Source organism: Promicromonospora sp. AC04 (assembly GCF_003058225.1).
Lineage (GTDB): Bacteria > Actinomycetota > Actinomycetes > Actinomycetales > Cellulomonadaceae > Promicromonospora.
Window position 1 is genome coordinate 440,721 of record NZ_QBUG01000004.1, and the last position, 15,460, is coordinate 456,180.

Consider the following 15,460-nt stretch of genomic DNA (forward strand, 5'->3'; position numbering starts at 1 on the left):
GCGCGAGTCACGGACACAAACCGTCGGTCCCGGGGATGAAACCCGCGTACGACCAGGGGATGACGTCGCAGGTCAGCCTCGGCGAGCCTTGCCGCGCACGTCCAGCAGGCCGGGCTCCCCGAAGGCCACGTTCTGGTGGATCGCCACCGCCACCTCGTCGCCGGAGAAGCGCAGCTCCAGGCGCCACTCGAACGGGGTGCCGAGGAACACCATCCGGCCGCGCAGCGTCGAATCAGAGGTCCAGGCCGCCGCCGTCGAGACATCGGCCGGTGCGCCCAGGAGCGAGCAGCTCCCCGGGGTCCACTCACCGCGCCCGAACCGCACGAAGTGGTCCAGCCCGCCGATCGTGAAGGCCACCTCCGTCCGGCCGTAGGCGTCGCGGTCCAGGGTGAGGGCGCTGACATCGCGCTCGTTCGGCTCGAGCTCGTAGATCACGCCCCGCAGCGACGCCTCGACCGGGCTCGACGCCGCCCCGGCCGGCGTCCGCAGCACCGGCTCGAACGGGACGGCGGTGTCCGCCCGGTCGGGTACCGGCGCCTCGGCCACCTGATCGACCCAGGCATCGTCGGGCAGCAGCGCGTCCCACACCACGTCCAGCACCGACTGCAGGTCCGAGAGGCCCGACGTCATGGTGATCACGAGGTCCTTCTCCGGCCAGACCACTATGTACTGCCCGAATGCGCCGTCGGCCCGGTAGGCGCCGTGCCGGCACTGCCAGAACTGGTAGCCGTAGCCCTGGTCCCACTCCGGCCAGTCGTGGGGGCCGTTCGGCACCTGCTTCGCCGTGGCCGCCGCCACCCACTCCGCGGGGACGAGCTGCTCGCCCTCCCGGACGCCGCCCTCCAGGTAGAGCTGGCCGAACGCCGCCATCTCTTCCGTGGTGATCGACAGCCCGAACCCGCCGACGTCGATGCCGTCCGGGTCCTGCTCCCATGCTGCGTGCGTGATCCCGAGCGGCGCCAGCAGGCGGGGGGTCAGGTAGTCGAGCAGCCGCTCCCCCGTGAGCCGGTGCAGGATCGCTGACAGCAGGTAGGTCGCGCCCGTGTTGTAGACGAAGTGCGTGCCCGGCTCGTGCTCCACGGGGTGAGCCAGGATCGCGCGCGCCCAGCCGGAGCCCGGCAGGGAGATCGTGCGGTCGATGCCCTCCATGGTGGACGCGCTGTGGCCCGTCGTCATGGTCAGCAGGTCGCGCACGCGCATGGCGCTCAGGTGCTCGCCCGGGTCGGCGGGGGCGTCGTCCGGCAGGAGGTCGACAACCTTGTCGTCCAAGGCCAGGAGCCCCTCATGGATCGCGATGCCGACCGCCGTCGACGTGAAGCTCTTGCTCACCGAGAACATCGTGTGCGGGCGATCCGCCGTGTGCGGGTGCCACCACGTCTCGGCGATCACCCGGCCGTGGCGCAGCACCATCACGCTGTGCACGTCCTCGAGCCGGTCCAGGTGGTCGACGAGGCGCCGGACCGCTGCCGGATCGACCCCCTCGGCCTCAGGGGTGGAGCGGGGCAGGATCCGCGACATGCTGGTGCACGTCCTTTCGCTCGGCGACGCGACATTCTTGCCCACCTGGCACGCCGCCGAAACCTGGGCCCGTCATGCGGTCAGTCCAGCAGCCAGGTCGGGTTGCGGAGGTAGGACTCGGCCACGGCGAGCGTCCCGGGCACCTGCGCCGACCAGAGATCGGGCGGCAGGGCGTCGGCGCGGTGGGTGGTGGTCCAGCCGAGCATCTGCAGACGGCGCACCATGGACAAGGCACACCCGAGCTCGACGGCGTCCCGCACCAGCGGCCGCACCGACGTGTACCCGGCCAGCCATTCCAGGGCCATCGTGGGCGCCTGCGGCGTGTGCTCCAGGAAGCTCAGCGCGGACGCGAAGTCGTACTGGAACCACGTGTGGCCGCAGTCGTCGAAGTCGATGACGGTCAGCTCGCCTTCCGCCTGCCCCGAGCCTGCCGAGATCATGATGTTCGACGGCCGCAGGTCCGCATGCACCAGCCCCCACGCGGCGGCGTCGCGCGGCGCCTGCCCGACGACCGCGAGCGCCGCCGCCTGGGCCTCCTCCAGCAGGTCGCGCTCCGCGCCGTCGACCGCGTCCTCCCAGCGCCCCCAGCGCGCCGTCGGCCCGAGCATGTCCGGGACGTCCCACGAGTGGCGGGCGAACCCCGCGGGCGGCGTCCAGCCGAGCACGTGCTCGTGCAGCCGGGCGTTGATGGCGCCGATCTCGCGGTAGTACGACGTCGGGTCGACGGCGCCGCCCATGCTCGCGTCGGCATCGCCGAAGATGTCCTCCAGGATGCGGCCCTGGACGTAGCCGTAGGCGACGCACCACCATTCGGTGCCGTCATCGGAGGTCAGGGCCGCGCAGAACGTGCCGTCCCCGGTCCGCAGTGCGGCGGGCACCTGGCAGACGCCGTCGGCGGCGAGCGCCGCGACCCAGGCGACCTCGGACTCGAACGCGTCCGCCCCGGCCAGGTACCCGGGGCGAGCGACCCGCACGACGGCGACCGGGGCGGCGTCGGCCGTCACCAGGAACGTCGCGTTCTCCGAGACGGTGATGAGGCGCATCGCGACGGCGCCGTCGAACGCCCAGGACGCGGTGACGCCGTCGCGGAGCCAGCCGGGTGCCTGGTCCCCGGGGCCGAGCGCGTCGAACGCGGCGAGCGACGCCGAAGGGGTGGGCGGCTGCGGACCGGACGCGGACTGCGCTGCGGCAGTGACGGGCATGTCGATGCTCCTCAGGGCTGGGAGCGGAGGCGGGCGGCCGCTGCCATGGTGCTCTGCGGACCGAGGGCGCACAAGGGGCGCAACGGGAAATTCACGCAAGTCACGGGAGCGAAATATCCCGGGCCCGCAGCGCGCCGAACGGTTACCCGACCGTCATCGCCAGGCTGTGCCAGGGGTTACACGCCGCCTCCACGATGGGACCGTCCTGCGGACGGCCGGGCGGCCGTGGATCCCTCCCGGGACGCGAGCGTGAGGAGCACTGCCCATGGTTACCCGGTCGACGATCATGGACACCAACGCCTTCCGGCCCGGTGACCCCACCGGCGGCCTCGCGCCCCGGACCGCGGAGCTGGTGGACCGCCGTTCGGGCGTCCTGGGCTCGGCCTACCGGCTCTTCTACCGCGAGCCCGTGCACCTGGTGCGCGGCAGCGGTGCCCACGTCTTCGACGCGGACGGCAACGACTACCTCGACGTGTACAACAACGTGGCCTCGGTGGGGCACGCCCATCCGCGCGTGGTGGCGGCGATCGCCGAGCAGGCAGCGGCTCTCAACACGCACACGCGCTACCTGCACGAGCGGATCGTCGACTACTCGGAGGCGCTGCTGGCGACCATGCCCGACGAGGTCGACCGGGTCATGTACCTGTGCACCGGGTCGGAGGCCAACGACCTGGCCGTCCGCGTCGCCCGCGCATACACGGGCGGCACCGGCGTCATCGTCAGCGCCGAGGCCTACCACGGCAACACCGAGCTGACGTCGGCGCTGTCGCCCGCCCTCGGCTCCGCGCAGGACCTGGCGCTCGACGTGCGGACGGTCCCGGCCCCCGACCCGTACCGGGCGCCCGTGCCCGCCGAGGACCTGGGCCGGTGGTTCGCCGACCAGGTCGCCCGCCAGGTGGCCGACCTGGAACGCCACGGCGTGCGCATTGCCGCGTTCCTCGCCGACTCGATCTTCTCGTCCGACGGCGTGTTCCCCGACCCGGCGGGCGCCGCCGGTTTCCTGGCGCCCGCGATCGAGGTGGTGCGGCGGGCCGGCGGAGTGTTCATCGCCGACGAGGTGCAGCCGGGCTTCGGCCGCACGGGTGACGCGATGTGGGGCTTCGCCCGCCACGGCGTCGTGCCCGAGATCGTCACCCTGGGCAAGCCGATGGCCGCAGGCATCCCCGTCAGCGCGGTGGCCGCCCAGGCGGACGTGCTGGCCTCGTTCGGCGACCGCATCCCGTACTTCAACACCTACGGCGGCAACCCGGTGTCGATGGCGGCCGCGCAGGCCGTGCTCGACATCCTCCAGGAGGACAAGCTCCAGGAGCGGGCCGCCGACGTCGGCGCGCGGATGCTCGCGGCCCTGCGCGAGGCCGCCGCTGACCACCCGCGCGTGGGTGACGTGCGCGGGGCCGGCCTCTACGTCGGTGTCGACATGGTGGCCGACCCCGAGACCAAGGCGCCCGACGTCGCTGCGGCCCTCGACGTCGTCGAGGCGCTGCGCGAGCGCCGGATCCTCACCTCCGTCTGCGGACCGGGGAACGTGCTCAAGCTGCGTCCGCCGCTCGTGTTCGACGACCAGGACCTCGACCGCCTGGTCGAGGGCTTCACCGAAGCGCTCACGGCGCTCGGCCACTGACTCACTGGAGGACGGTATGACAACGACCGGAACGGCGCCCGGCACCGCGGGCGTCACCTACACACAGGCCGACGGCCAGTACTTCGAGAAGCGGCAGCTCCGACGCAGCGCCGGCTTCTGGGGCCTGTGGGGCATCGGGATCGCCGCGGTGATCTCCGGCCAGTTCTCCGGCTGGAACGTCGGCCTGGGCACCACGGGCTGGGTCCCGATGCTGATCGCCATGGTCTTCGTGACGATCATGTACTTCACGATGATCTTCTCGATCGGCGAGATGTCCGCGGCCATGCCGCACACCGGCGGCGCGTACTCGTTCGCGCGGGCCTCGATGGGGCCGTGGGGCGGCTTTGTCACCGGGTTCGCGGAGACCATCGAGTACGTGGTGACCACCGCCGTCGTCGTCTGGTTCTCCGGCGTCTACGCGGACTCCGCGCTGAGCGCCTTCACCGGACAGTCGCTGCCGCAGTGGGTGTGGTGGATCGTGCTGTACGTGGCCTTCGTGGCGATCAACGCGCTCGGGGCGCACGTGGGCTTCCGGCTGGCCGTGGTGGTCGCCGTGATCTCGCTCGTGGTGCTGGCGTTCTTCGCGGTGGCCGCCCTCGCATCCGGGGCCGTCGACTTCTCCCGCCTCAACGACATCGCGCCCGCCGACGGCGGTACGGAGCTGATGCCGTTCGGGACGATCGGCATCCTCTACGCCCTGCCGTTCGCCATCTGGTTCTTCCTCGGGATCGAGGAGCTGCCGCTCGCTGCCGAGGAGGCGCACGACCCCGCCCGCGACATCCCCCGGGCCGCGGTCTGGGGTGTCGCCACGCTCGCGATCTTCGGGCTGGCCGTGCTGTTCCTCAACCCGGCGGTGACGGGCACCGCCGCCATCACCGTGTCGCCCGGCGACGGCGACGAGCCGCTGCTGGCCGGGTTCCGCGCGTTCCTCCCCGCGGAGGCCTCGGGCGTGCTGGCCCTGCTCGCCCTCGTGGCACTGCTCGCCTCGCTCCAGGGCATCCTGTTCGCCGCCGGGCGCAACCTGTACTCGCTCTCTCGAGCGGGCTACTACCCCACGTTCCTGTCGCTCACCGGAGCCAAGCACAAGACGCCGTGGGTGGCGCTGGTCGCGACCGCGGTGATCGGCTTCGTCATCCTCGCCCTGGTGCTCCTCGTGGTCCCGGCGGTCAGCCCGGACGCCGCGGGGGCGGCGTCGGGCGTGATCCTCTTCATCGCGGTGTTCGGCGCGGTGATCTCGTACGTGATGCAGATGGTGTCGTTCGTGGTGCTGCGCCGGAAGTTCCCCGACGCCGTGCGCCCCTACCGGAGCCCGACCGGCGTCTGGGGCGCGGTGGTCGCCGGCGTGATCTCCGTGGCGGCCCTGCTGGGGATAGTGCTGAACAGTGCGTTCCAGGTGGCGGTCGTGACGTTCCTGGTCGTCTTCGTGGTGGGGCTGGCGGCGTTCGCCCTGGTGGGGCGCAAGCGCCTGGTGCTGTCGCCCGAGGAGGAGTACGCGATGTCGGGCGGGCTGTCGGAGGCGGGCGCCGGCCCGTCCGGCGATCCCGTCGCAGTCGAGCCGGGGCCGGACGCCGCCGAACCGCTGGAGAAGGCCGAGGCCTGACGGTCGAGGTGCCGCGGGGCATGCCAGACTCCCTGGCATGCCCCGCGACCTGCGCGCGCTGCCCAAGGCCAACCTGCACCTGCACCTGACCGGCTCGATGCGGCCGTCGACCGCCGCCGAGCTCGCCGCGCGCTACGGCCTCCCGCCGCTTCCCGCCGTGCCGATCGTGCCCGGCGTCGTGCACGGCTGGGACGCGTTCCAGGCGCGGTACGACACGGCCCGCGCGGCAGTGCGCTCGGCCGAGGACATCGCACGAGTGGTCCGCGAGGCGGTGGAGCAGGACGCCGCCGACGGCGTCGGCTGGACCGAGCTCCAGGTGGACCCGACGTCGTACGCGGACCGGCTCGGGTCGCTGGAAGCCGTGGTCGAGGCGCTGCTCGACGCCGCACGCGACCTGCCCGTTGGCGTGATTCTCGCGGCGAGCTGGGGTGCGGACCCGCAGCGCGCGGAGCGGAGCGCCGGGCTCGCGGTGAAGTACGCGCCGTACGGCGTGGTGGGCTTCGGGCTGTCCAATGACGAGCGGCGCGGCCGCGTCGGCGACTTCGTCCCGGCGTTCCGCCTGGTGGCCGACGCCGGGCTGGCGCGTGTGCCCCACGCCGGCTTCTACGAGGGGGCCTGGCACGTCCGCGAATGCGTCGAGCTGCTGGACGCCACGCGGATCGGGCACGGGCTGACGGCGCTCCAGGACCCGTCGGTGGTCGCGCTCCTGGCTGAGCGCCAGGTCACGCTCGAGGTGTGCCCGACGTCGTACCCGCCGTTCGGCGTCGCGCCCGCCCAGGGCGCGGTGCCGGCCCTGCTGGCCGACAGCGTCCCGGTCGCCCTCGCGACCGACGACCCGCTGCTGTTCGGGGTCGGGATGGTGGGGCAGTACGAGGTCGCGCGGCAGGCCTGCTCCGATGCCGAGCTCGCCGCGATCGCGGCGACGTCCGTCGGGGCGTCACACGCGCCGGCCGGCCTGCGGCGGCAGCTGCTCGCCGGGATCCGGGACTGGCTGGCCGGGTAGCTCGCTCGCCTGTCGACCGGCCTCGCGTCACAGCAGTAGCTCTCCGACCACCTCGCCGAAGAGGAGGTCCCCCGTCTTGCGGAAGCCACAGCGCAGGTAGAACTCTTCCGGCCCGTCGGGGCCCGGGACCCATAGGACGGTGATGCGGTCGAGCCCACGGCGCCGGGCCTCCTCGGCCACCTGTTCCACGGCAAACCGGCCCACCCCGCGCTTACGCGCTTCGCGCGCCACGTTGAGGCGCCAGATCCCAGCCCGGAACTCGGGGATCTCCTCCTCCGGGTTCCAGTTCGCCATGACGAAGCCGACCACGTCGTCGCCATCGAGGACCACGCGAGGCCACGCGGTCGGATTGACGTACGCCTCGGCAACCGACCAGGCGACCGGTGACACAGGTTCCTTGTCGGCTGCCTGAGGTGGCAGCTGGAGGGTCGCAAAGAGGTTGTCCGTCGTGAGCTCTGCCAGATGGAAGTTGGCCATGGTCCCGACTCTTCCACGAGGCACTGACATCCGCCGTCGAGCGCTCAGCCCCGAAGCCGCTCGCGGGCCTCCATCAGAGCGAAGCCCAGGAGATTGAGGCCACGCCAAGCAGCGGGATTCTCTGCGTTCTCGTTCTGGGCGCTCATTCCAATACCCCAGACGCGGTCTCGCGGGCTCGCCTCCACCAGCACACGCGAACCAGTGCGCAGCAGGAACTCACGCATGTCCAGATGCGCCGCAAACTTGTGCGTGTTGCCGCGCACCACGATCTCGAACCGTTCTCGCTCCCAGACGGAGTCGTCGAAGTCGCGGACGGTCCGGCCGGCAGCCTTGGCGAGCGCGGGGTTCGGCGCTTCGATCGCTGCGCGCTCCGCCTCCAGGTCGCCGAAGAGGCGCGCTTTCTCCGCCATCATCCAGTGCTCGGCAGTGAGGTATCGGACGTCGTCCACGACGAACGGCGCCTCGAACCACTGACTCAGGCCACCCTTGCCGGCAGTTCCGCCAGGCTCGGGCTGATGCCCCCAGAAGTGCAGGTACTTGGGGGTTGCTCCAGCCTCGACGAGCATGCGCAGCTCATCCACAGAACGAGCGAGAGCAGGCCGCAGGGTGACGTGATCGGGCATGCGTGGAAGTGTGCCAGGAGCCACTGACACAAATACCGGTCAGCCCGCGACGATCTCGACCTCGTAGCCGTCCTCGTTCTCCAGGTAGGCCGCGTAGTGGTCGGGGCCGCCGGCGTGCGGGTGCTTGTCGGGGAAGAGGAGTGCCCAGCCGTGCTCGGCCGCCGCCTCGACGAGCCGGTCCACGTCGTCGCGTGTGCCGCCGTGGAACGCGAGGTGGTTGAGCCCGGGCGCGAGGCGGTCGTGGACGTCGGAGGCGATGGCGGGGCTCTGTTCGACGACGACATAGGTGCCGTCGAGGATCCAGCTCACCCCGGCGTCCCAGCGCTGGTGCTCGGAGTAGCCGAGCGTGGTGAGGAGCCAGCCCCACGATCGTTCGGCGCGATCGAGCGACGGAACCCACAGCTCTACGTGGTGCAGGCGTCCGCGGGTCACGGAGCGGCCGCCGCGATGACGCGGGTGAGGCTGCGATGGAGCGCCCCGAGCTCGTCGGCCGTCATGTCCAGGCGCTCCATGATCGCGGGCGGCACTCGTAGTGCCTGCTCGCGCAGCGCCAGCCCCTCCTTCGTGAGCTCCACGGCGAGCGCCCGCTCGTCGCGCGGGTCACGGCGGCGCGTCACGTAGCCGCTCGCCTCGAGCCGCTTGAGCAGCGGGGACAGGGTGCCGGGGTCGAGCTGCAGCAGCCCGCTGAGCTGCTTGACCGAGAGCGGTGACTGCTCCCACAGGGCAAGCATGACCAGGTACTGGGGATGCGTGATGCCCATCGGTTCGAGCAGCGGCCGGTACAGCGCGATGACGCTGCGCGAGGCGACGGCAAGGGCGAAGCACACCTGACGATCGAGGGCCAGGAGGTCCTCGGGTTCGGTTGCGGCGGGTTCGGCCGCGGCTTCCTTCGGGGCGGACGACATAGCGGCGCCGGTCCGGGGTGTGACGGTCATGTGGCTCCTCTCGGCTGTTGACCAGGCTATCAGTTTGTGTGCAAACTATTTGCACACCAAGTAAATGGAGGAACGATATGCGCGACCGCGACGGTCTCACCCTGGGCTACCGATTCAAGTGGCGGCTCAACTGGCTGCTGCTCCATGTGGCCGGGCCGGCCGAGCAGGCCGACGACACCGATCCTCGGCGTCGGATGGAGCGTGAGCGCGCCGCGCGAGTGGCGCGATACCGGGCGGAGCACGCCGAGCACTGAAGCGCTCAGTGCCCGGCCGCGGCCAGCAGGTCCCGCGACAGCGGCGCGAGGGGGTAGCTCGCTACCGGGTCCGCGGGGTCGATCCACACGAGCTCCTCGAGCTCCGCCCGGACGGCGATCTCCGCACCGGGTCGCAGGCGCACCCGGTACGCGTGCGCGTCGACGATGTGGTCGGGCTCGTTCGCGGCGGGCGCTCCGAACCGACCGAGGCTCTCGATGTCGGCGGGGTCGAGCCGCAGCCCGACCTCCTCCTCGAACTCCCGCAACAGCGCCGCCAGGGGTTCCTCGCCGGGCTCGATCTTGCCGCCCACCTGCATGAACGCCTGCGTTCCCCGCTTGCGGACGAGCAGATGCCGCCCGTCGGAGCGCTCCACGACGGCCGCGACGATCCGCAGCGTCGTGATCGGACCGATAGCGCTGCTCTCGCTCATGGCTGCTCCACGATCTCGTCGATCACCGTGCCGCCCAGCACCTGCACCACGAGCGATACGCCGACCAGCCCGGCCGACGTGATGTCCGGGTCGTCGGCGGACGGCTCGTCGTAGAAGTCCGGCCCCTCGTCCCGCGACGCCGCTCCGGACGTGCTCGCCGAGGCGCCCTTCCGCTGCTCGGTGGAGGCACCGTTCGCCGCCCGAGCCCGGCGTTCGTTCGCCTGCCGGAGCGCCTCCCGGGCGCTGCCCGCACCCGACACCGGAGCTCCGCCGGGGGGCGGGGCCTGGTCCTCGTAGACCGGCTCGGGCTCCGGCATGTCGTAGTCCGAGGGAGGCTCGGTAGTGCTGGCACCCGAGAGCCAGGCCTCGTCGGCCGCGCTCGACGCCGACGGCGGGCTGGCAGCAGGCCGAGACGGCGCAGGGCGGCCGGCCTCGGGGCCGGACGGCTCGGGCCGGGACGGTTCAGGGCGCTCGGCGACCGCAACGCTCCCCTGGGCCGACGCTCTGGCCAGCCCTGGCCGTTCGCCTGAGGCCGAGCCGTTCGCCGCACTCATCCCGGTGTTGCTCGCCACGGAGGCCGCGCCGCCGCCCGGTGCGGGCACGTCGGGCCAGTCCGGCTCCGGAGCGGCAGCGGGTGCAGGGGCCTCGCGTCGCGGCTCACCCGACGACGGCGTCGGACCGGAACCGCCGCCCGACGGGCCGCCGCCCGACGCGCCCCCACCACCTGCGGGTCCGCCGTCGGAGACGCCGCCGGACGTGCCGCCCCCGCCGGGCGGGCCCTCGTCAAGCGTCGCCTCGACCCGGATACGGATGCCGAGCGTCTGATAGACCGCTTCCTCCACAGCGCTCGTGTGCCGCGTGTTCGAGAACGCGCGGGCCAGGCCGGGGGCCGCGAAGCCGAGCTTCAGCGTGCCGCCATCAAGGGCCACGACCTGCGCGTTCGGACCGACGAGCGACCACGTCACGCGAGCAGCGGCGAGAGCGCCGAGCACCTCTGGCCAGCGTCGCCGGACGGTCTCCGTCGTGATGCCGGGCTCGGCACCCTCGCTCGCGGCCGGAGCGGCCGCCGACGCGGGTGCCGGCTCGGGAGCGGTCGGCGCTGGGGCCGGCTCGGGAGCGGTCAGTGTTGGTGCCGGCGTCGCGGGAGCGGACTGCACGGGAGCGGCCGGCGTGGATGCCCGCTCGAACTCCGGAGCAGCGGGCTCCGCCTCGGCAGGCGCCACGGGCGCCGACGCGGCCTCCGCGATCGGCTCCGGTGCCGGTGCCGGTGCCGGTGCCGGTGCCGGAGCGGGCTGCGGGGTCGGCGTCGGCTGCCCGGGCTCGCTCCTCTTCTTGCGCGCGTCGAGCACCGCCCGCGCGGCCGCAGATCCGGCGAGCCCGCCCGTCGTCGGTTCCTGAGCCGGCCCACGATCCGGTGCGGCGGCTGCGCCGCCCCCGCCCGACACCGCAGGCGCGCCCGAGGCAACGATGCCGCCCCGTTCGAGCCTGTCGATGCGTGCGGCGAGGCCCGCGGCGCCGTCGTCCGCCCCGGGCAGGAGCAGGCGGGCGCACAGGAGCTCCAAGTGAAGGCGCGGCGACGTCGCGCCGGTCATCTCGGTGAGGGCGACGTTCACGAGGTCCGCCGCCCGGGAGAGTTCCGCCACCCCGAGCCGACCGGCCTGGGTGCGCATGCGCTCGAGCTGGTCGGTGGGGATGCCTCGCAGCACGGCCTCGGCGGCGTCGCCAGAGACCCCGATGACGATGAGGTCGCGCAGGCGTTCGAGGACGTCCTCGACGAACCGGCGCGGCTCGTGACCCGTCGCGATGATCTGGTCCACGACCCGGAAGATCGAGCCGCCGTCGCGCGCGGCGAGCGCGTCCACGACGTCGTCCAGGAGGGTCGCGTGCGTGAAGCCGAGCAGGCCGACCGCGAGGTCGTAGTCCACCGTGCCGCCGGTGGCGCCGGCGATGAGCTGGTCCAGCACCGAGAGGGAGTCACGCACCGAGCCGCCGCCAGCCCGCGTGACCAGCGGGAGCACACCGCCGCCCACCTCGATCCCCTCGGCGCTGCTGAGCTGCTCGAGGTACGGGGACAGCACGTCCGGCGGCACGAGCCGGAACGGGTAGTGGTGCGTACGCGACCGGATGGTGCCGATCACCTTGTCCGGCTCCGTTGTCGCGAAGATGAACTTGATGTGCGGCGGTGGCTCCTCGACGATCTTCAGCAGCGCGTTGAAGCCCTGCGGCGTCACCATGTGCGCCTCGTCGAGGATGAAGATCTTGTACCGGTCGCGGGCCGGGGCAAACGTCGCCCGTTCGCGCAGGTCACGCGCGTCGTCGACACCGTTGTGCGACGCCGCGTCGATCTCCACCACGTCGAGCGACCCGCTACCGCCGCGCGCCAGCTCGACGCACGACGGGCACTCGCCGCACGGCGTGTCGACCGGGGACTCGGGCGTGTTCTTTGCGCAGTTCAACGTGCGCGCGAGGATCCGGGCCGACGTCGTCTTGCCACAGCCCCGGGGACCGCTGAAGAGATAGGCGTGATTCACCCGCCCGCTGCGCAGGGCCTGCATGAGGGGGCCCGTGACGTGGTCTTGGCCGATCACCTCGGCAAACGTCTCGGGCCGGTAGCGGCGATACAGGGCGGTGGTCACGCCAGCAACGATAGACGCCGCCACCGACACTGACGACGTGGCCGTCCACAGGACGTCGTCCTCGCCGCAGAGGCCGACCGCTACGGCCTGGCCCCGGCGCCGCCGTCGAACGCCTGAGCCTGCCGCCGCACGCGCAGCTTCATCACCAGACCGGGGATGCCGACGGCGAGCAGGACCGGGATCGCCGCGACGATCCCGAACCAGATGAAGATGGCGAGGTAGCCGAGGGCACCGCTACCTCCGCCCGCGTCCGCCTGCGCAAGGAGGACAAAGCTCGCCACGAACCCGACCACCACAAGGGCGGCGATGACTGCCGCGACCCAGACGAGGATGTTGGCCCATCGCCGGTATCCGGCGCTGACCGCAGGGGCTTGCGGTGCCACGTACGCCTGCGGCGCACCGGGCGTCCGGGCGGGGTAAGGGGCTGGTTGCTGGTCCGACATGGGCCTCACTCTCGCACGTCAGCGCCGCAGCGCCCGCCGCGCCAGGCCGTTCCCGAGCCACTGCACTGCCTGGACGATCAGCACGATGATCACCACCACGACGGCGGTCACAGCCCAGTCGTACTGCCGGTAGCCGTAGACGATCGCGAAGTCACCCAGCCCGCCGGCACCCAGGTACCCGCCGATCGCGGACATGTCGAGCACGCCCACGAACAGGAAGGTGTACCCGAGGATCAGGGGCGCGAGCGCCTCGGGGACCAGCACGGTGCGCACGATCCGCAGGGGCGACGCCCCCATGGCCCGTGCCGCCTCGACCACACCGGGGTCGATCGAGACGAGGTTCTGCTCCACCAGCCGGGCGAAGACGAACGTCGCCATGATGCACATCGCGAACGTGAACGCCTCGATCCCGATCGTCGAACCGATGACGGCGCGGGTCAGCGGCCCGAGTGCCACCAGGAAGATGATGAACGGGATGGGCCGCACGATGTTCACCGCGAGGTTCAGCACGGCAAACACGAACCGGTGCTGCAGCAGGTTGCCCGGCCGCGTCAGGTACAGCCCGAGCCCGAGCGCCAGGCCCAGGAAGCCGCCCACCAGCAGGGCGATCAGCACCATGTAGGCCGTCTGGCCCGCCGCCTCCCAGAGCAGCGGCGTCAGCCGCTCCCAGTCCCCGCTCATGCGTCCGCCCTCCCGTGATCGTCCACCCAGGTCACGGCGCGCAGCGCCGCCACTGCGGCCTCCACCGCGGCCCCGTCGCCGACGAGCTCCACGGTCAGCGACCCGTACGGCCGCTCCGCGACCTCAGTGATTCCGCCGAACACGACCGTGCCGTCCACACCGTGCTCGCGCAGCGTGCGCGTGAGCACGGCCGACGAGCCGGCCACCTCGTCCACGCCGACGGTCACGATGTGTCCGGCGTGCCGCGTGCGCAGGCGTGCCAGCACCTCCGGCGAGGGCCGGTCCCGCAGCGCGGTGGCGACGAAGCGCCTGGTCACGTCGTGCCCGGGCGCACTGAACACCTGGTAGGCCTCGCCCACCTCGACGACGTGACCCCGGTCCATCACCGCCACGCGGTGACAGATGGAGCGCACCACGTCCATCTCGTGCGTGATCACGACCACGGTGATCCCGAGCTCGCGGTTGACCCGCTGGAGCAGGTCCAGCACGTCGCGCGTGGTCTCGGGGTCCAGGGCCGACGTCGCCTCGTCCGCCAGCAGGATGCGCGGGTTCGTGGCGAGCGCCCGGGCGATGCCGACGCGCTGCTTCTGCCCGCCCGACAGCGTGGACGGATACACGCCCGCCTTGTCCGCCAGGCCGACGAAGTCCAGCAGCTCCGCGACCCGCGCGTCGCGCTTGGCCCGAGGCCAGCCCGCCACTTCTAGCGGGTAGGCGACGTTCCCCGAGACCGTCCGGGAGGAGAGCAGGTTGAACTGCTGGAACACCATCCCGATCCCGGCCCGGACCGGCCGCAGCCGCGCCTCGCTCAGCGAGCCGAGCGAGACGCCGTCGACCACGACGTCACCGCCGGTAGTGCGCTCGAGCGCGTTGATGAGCCGGACGAGGGTGGACTTGCCGGCACCCGACTGCCCGATGACGCCGAAGATCTCGCCCTCGCGGATGTCGAGGGTGACGTCGTCAACGGCGCGCACCTCGGCGCCTTTCCCCCGGCCCGGGAACACCTTGGTGGCACCCTCGAACCGGATGATGCCGCTGGTCGCCGCAGGCATCAGGAGGCGTCCTCCTGGATGCCGGCCAGGATCTCCTGCAGCTCGGCGGCCGAGTTGTCCTTGATGACGCCGGTGCCGCCCGAGGCCTCGATCACGCCCTCCTCGACCTCCGGGGAGTGGTAGATCTCGACGAGCTGCTGGAACACCTCGTTGTCGGCGTCGGCCCCGCGGGCCACCCACACGTTGATGTACGGCTCGGCGGCCGAGGCGTCCGGGTCGTCCGAGAAGATGGCGTCCTCGGAGGTCAGGTCGGCGTCGCCCACGAAGTCGTTGTTGATGATCGAGGCGTCGACGTCCTGCAGCGCGAGCGCCGTCTGGGCAGCGTCGACCGGGGTCACGGTGACCTTCGACTCGTCCTCCAGCACGTCGGCCGGCGTGGAGAACGCGCTGCCGCCGTCACGCAGGGCGATCAGGCCGGCCTCCTGCAGCACGAGCAGCGCGCGGGCCTGGTTCGTGTCGTCGTTGGGGATGGCGATCTCGCCGCCGTCGGGGATGTCCTCGACGCTGTCGTGCTTCAGCGAGTAGAGACCCAGCGGGTAGACGGCGGTCGCCGCGATCGGCGTGAGGTCGGACCCCGTGGCGGTGTTGTAGTTGGCGAGGAACTGCAGGTGCTGGAACTGGTTCAGGTCCAGGTCGCCGTCGGTCAGGCCCTGGTTGGGGAGCTGGTAGTCGCTGAAGTTCACCAGCTCGACGCTGATGCCCTCCTCCTCGGCCAGGTCGGTGAACGTGGTCCAGTAGTCGTCACCGGAGTTGACGACGCCGATGCGGACCGGGTCGTCGGCCGAGCCCGTGGCGGGCGTGATCTCGTCGGTGCCGCCGCAGGCGCTCAGCGCGAGGACGGCGGTGACGGCGAGGCCGGTGGTCAGGACGGAGGTGAAACGAGACATGGGTGGTCCTCTCGGGCGCACGGGCGTGGGTCTGCCTGTGCTCAGGATGCGTGGGGCCGGCGTCTTGCGCAGGCCGGGGTGAAACGGCGGCGGGCCACGG

The 15,460-nt window shown here is 72.0% G+C and carries 16 protein-coding genes; 4 read left to right on the forward strand and 12 right to left on the reverse strand.

Translation table 11 applies throughout. The features are described 5' to 3' along the window. Nucleotides 1-72: 72 nt before the first annotated feature. Complete coding sequence (locus C8K30_RS13605) at nucleotides 73-1,518, reverse strand: serine hydrolase (RefSeq protein WP_108493427.1); 1,446 nt, start codon at nucleotides 1,516-1,518, stop codon at nucleotides 73-75. Between the two features lie 80 nt (nucleotides 1,519-1,598). Next, nucleotides 1,599-2,720 carry a phosphotransferase enzyme family protein gene (locus C8K30_RS13610; protein ID WP_108493428.1) on the reverse strand — a complete coding sequence of 374 codons (1,122 nt, stop codon included), beginning with the start codon at nucleotides 2,718-2,720 and terminating at the stop codon, nucleotides 1,599-1,601. A gap of 265 nt (nucleotides 2,721-2,985) precedes the next feature. Here C8K30_RS13610 and C8K30_RS13615 point away from each other — a divergent pair, with 265 nt between their 5' ends. From C8K30_RS13615 to add, 3 genes are read left to right on the forward strand one after another with little or no spacing between them, the layout of a single operon-like run. After that, a complete protein-coding gene (locus tag C8K30_RS13615; RefSeq protein ID WP_108493429.1) occupies nucleotides 2,986-4,341 on the forward strand; it encodes an aspartate aminotransferase family protein in 1,356 nt (451 codons plus the stop codon). A gap of 16 nt (nucleotides 4,342-4,357) precedes the next feature. Further along, nucleotides 4,358-5,941 (forward strand): amino acid permease, encoded by a 1,584-nt coding sequence (locus C8K30_RS13620; RefSeq protein WP_108493430.1) that lies wholly within the window; start codon nucleotides 4,358-4,360, stop codon nucleotides 5,939-5,941. A gap of 37 nt (nucleotides 5,942-5,978) precedes the next feature. Continuing rightward, nucleotides 5,979-6,944, forward strand: a complete 966-nt coding sequence (gene add / locus C8K30_RS13625) for an adenosine deaminase (RefSeq protein WP_108493431.1) — start codon at nucleotides 5,979-5,981, stop codon at nucleotides 6,942-6,944. 27 nt (nucleotides 6,945-6,971) lie between these two features. Here add and C8K30_RS13630 read toward each other — a convergent pair whose 3' ends face one another. Genes C8K30_RS13630 through C8K30_RS13645 form a run of 4 tightly spaced genes read right to left on the reverse strand, consistent with a single transcriptional unit; the run spans nucleotide 6,972 to nucleotide 8,949 of the window. Then, on the reverse strand, nucleotides 6,972-7,421 hold the full coding sequence (locus C8K30_RS13630; RefSeq protein ID WP_108493432.1) for a GNAT family N-acetyltransferase: 450 nt from the start codon (nucleotides 7,419-7,421) through the stop codon (nucleotides 6,972-6,974). Between the two features lie 44 nt (nucleotides 7,422-7,465). After that, entirely contained in the window at nucleotides 7,466-8,044 is a 579-nt protein-coding gene (locus tag C8K30_RS13635; protein WP_108493433.1) for an NADAR family protein, read from the reverse strand. Nucleotides 8,045-8,083: 39 nt separating this feature from the next. Further along, nucleotides 8,084-8,476, reverse strand: coding sequence for a VOC family protein (locus C8K30_RS13640; RefSeq protein ID WP_108493434.1), 393 nt, complete (start codon nucleotides 8,474-8,476; stop codon nucleotides 8,084-8,086). After that, a complete protein-coding gene (locus C8K30_RS13645) occupies nucleotides 8,473-8,949 on the reverse strand; it encodes a MarR family winged helix-turn-helix transcriptional regulator (RefSeq protein ID WP_108493435.1) in 477 nt (158 codons plus the stop codon). The genes C8K30_RS13640 and C8K30_RS13645 overlap by 4 nt, the downstream gene beginning before the upstream one ends. A 107-nt stretch (nucleotides 8,950-9,056) precedes the next feature. Between C8K30_RS13645 and C8K30_RS30970 the strand changes: the two genes are divergently transcribed. Next, entirely contained in the window at nucleotides 9,057-9,233 is a 177-nt protein-coding gene (locus C8K30_RS30970; RefSeq protein WP_165919688.1) for a hypothetical protein, read from the forward strand. Between the two features lie 5 nt (nucleotides 9,234-9,238). On the opposite strand, the gene C8K30_RS13650 is transcribed toward C8K30_RS30970, so the two are convergent. The 6 genes from C8K30_RS13650 to C8K30_RS13675 form a co-directional block, all read right to left on the reverse strand. Further along, nucleotides 9,239-9,664 (reverse strand): NUDIX domain-containing protein, encoded by a 426-nt coding sequence (locus tag C8K30_RS13650; protein ID WP_108493436.1) that lies wholly within the window; start codon nucleotides 9,662-9,664, stop codon nucleotides 9,239-9,241. Next, nucleotides 9,661-12,300, reverse strand: a complete 2,640-nt coding sequence (locus tag C8K30_RS13655; RefSeq protein ID WP_108493437.1) for a DNA polymerase III subunit gamma and tau — start codon at nucleotides 12,298-12,300, stop codon at nucleotides 9,661-9,663. The genes C8K30_RS13650 and C8K30_RS13655 overlap by 4 nt, the downstream gene beginning before the upstream one ends. An 80-nt stretch (nucleotides 12,301-12,380) precedes the next feature. Continuing rightward, the gene (locus C8K30_RS13660) at nucleotides 12,381-12,743 is read right to left on the reverse strand and encodes a hypothetical protein (RefSeq protein ID WP_199230475.1); all 363 of its coding nucleotides are present in this window, start codon (nucleotides 12,741-12,743) and stop codon (nucleotides 12,381-12,383) included. Nucleotides 12,744-12,761: 18 nt separating this feature from the next. Beyond that, a complete protein-coding gene (locus C8K30_RS13665; protein ID WP_108493439.1) occupies nucleotides 12,762-13,424 on the reverse strand; it encodes a methionine ABC transporter permease in 663 nt (220 codons plus the stop codon). Continuing rightward, nucleotides 13,421-14,473, reverse strand: a complete 1,053-nt coding sequence (locus C8K30_RS13670; RefSeq protein WP_108493440.1) for a methionine ABC transporter ATP-binding protein — start codon at nucleotides 14,471-14,473, stop codon at nucleotides 13,421-13,423. Before C8K30_RS13670 ends, C8K30_RS13665 begins: the two co-directional genes overlap by 4 nt. Then, nucleotides 14,473-15,360, reverse strand: coding sequence for a MetQ/NlpA family ABC transporter substrate-binding protein (locus tag C8K30_RS13675; protein ID WP_108493441.1), 888 nt, complete (start codon nucleotides 15,358-15,360; stop codon nucleotides 14,473-14,475). Before C8K30_RS13675 ends, C8K30_RS13670 begins: the two co-directional genes overlap by 1 nt. Between the last annotated feature and the right edge of the window lie 100 nt (nucleotides 15,361-15,460).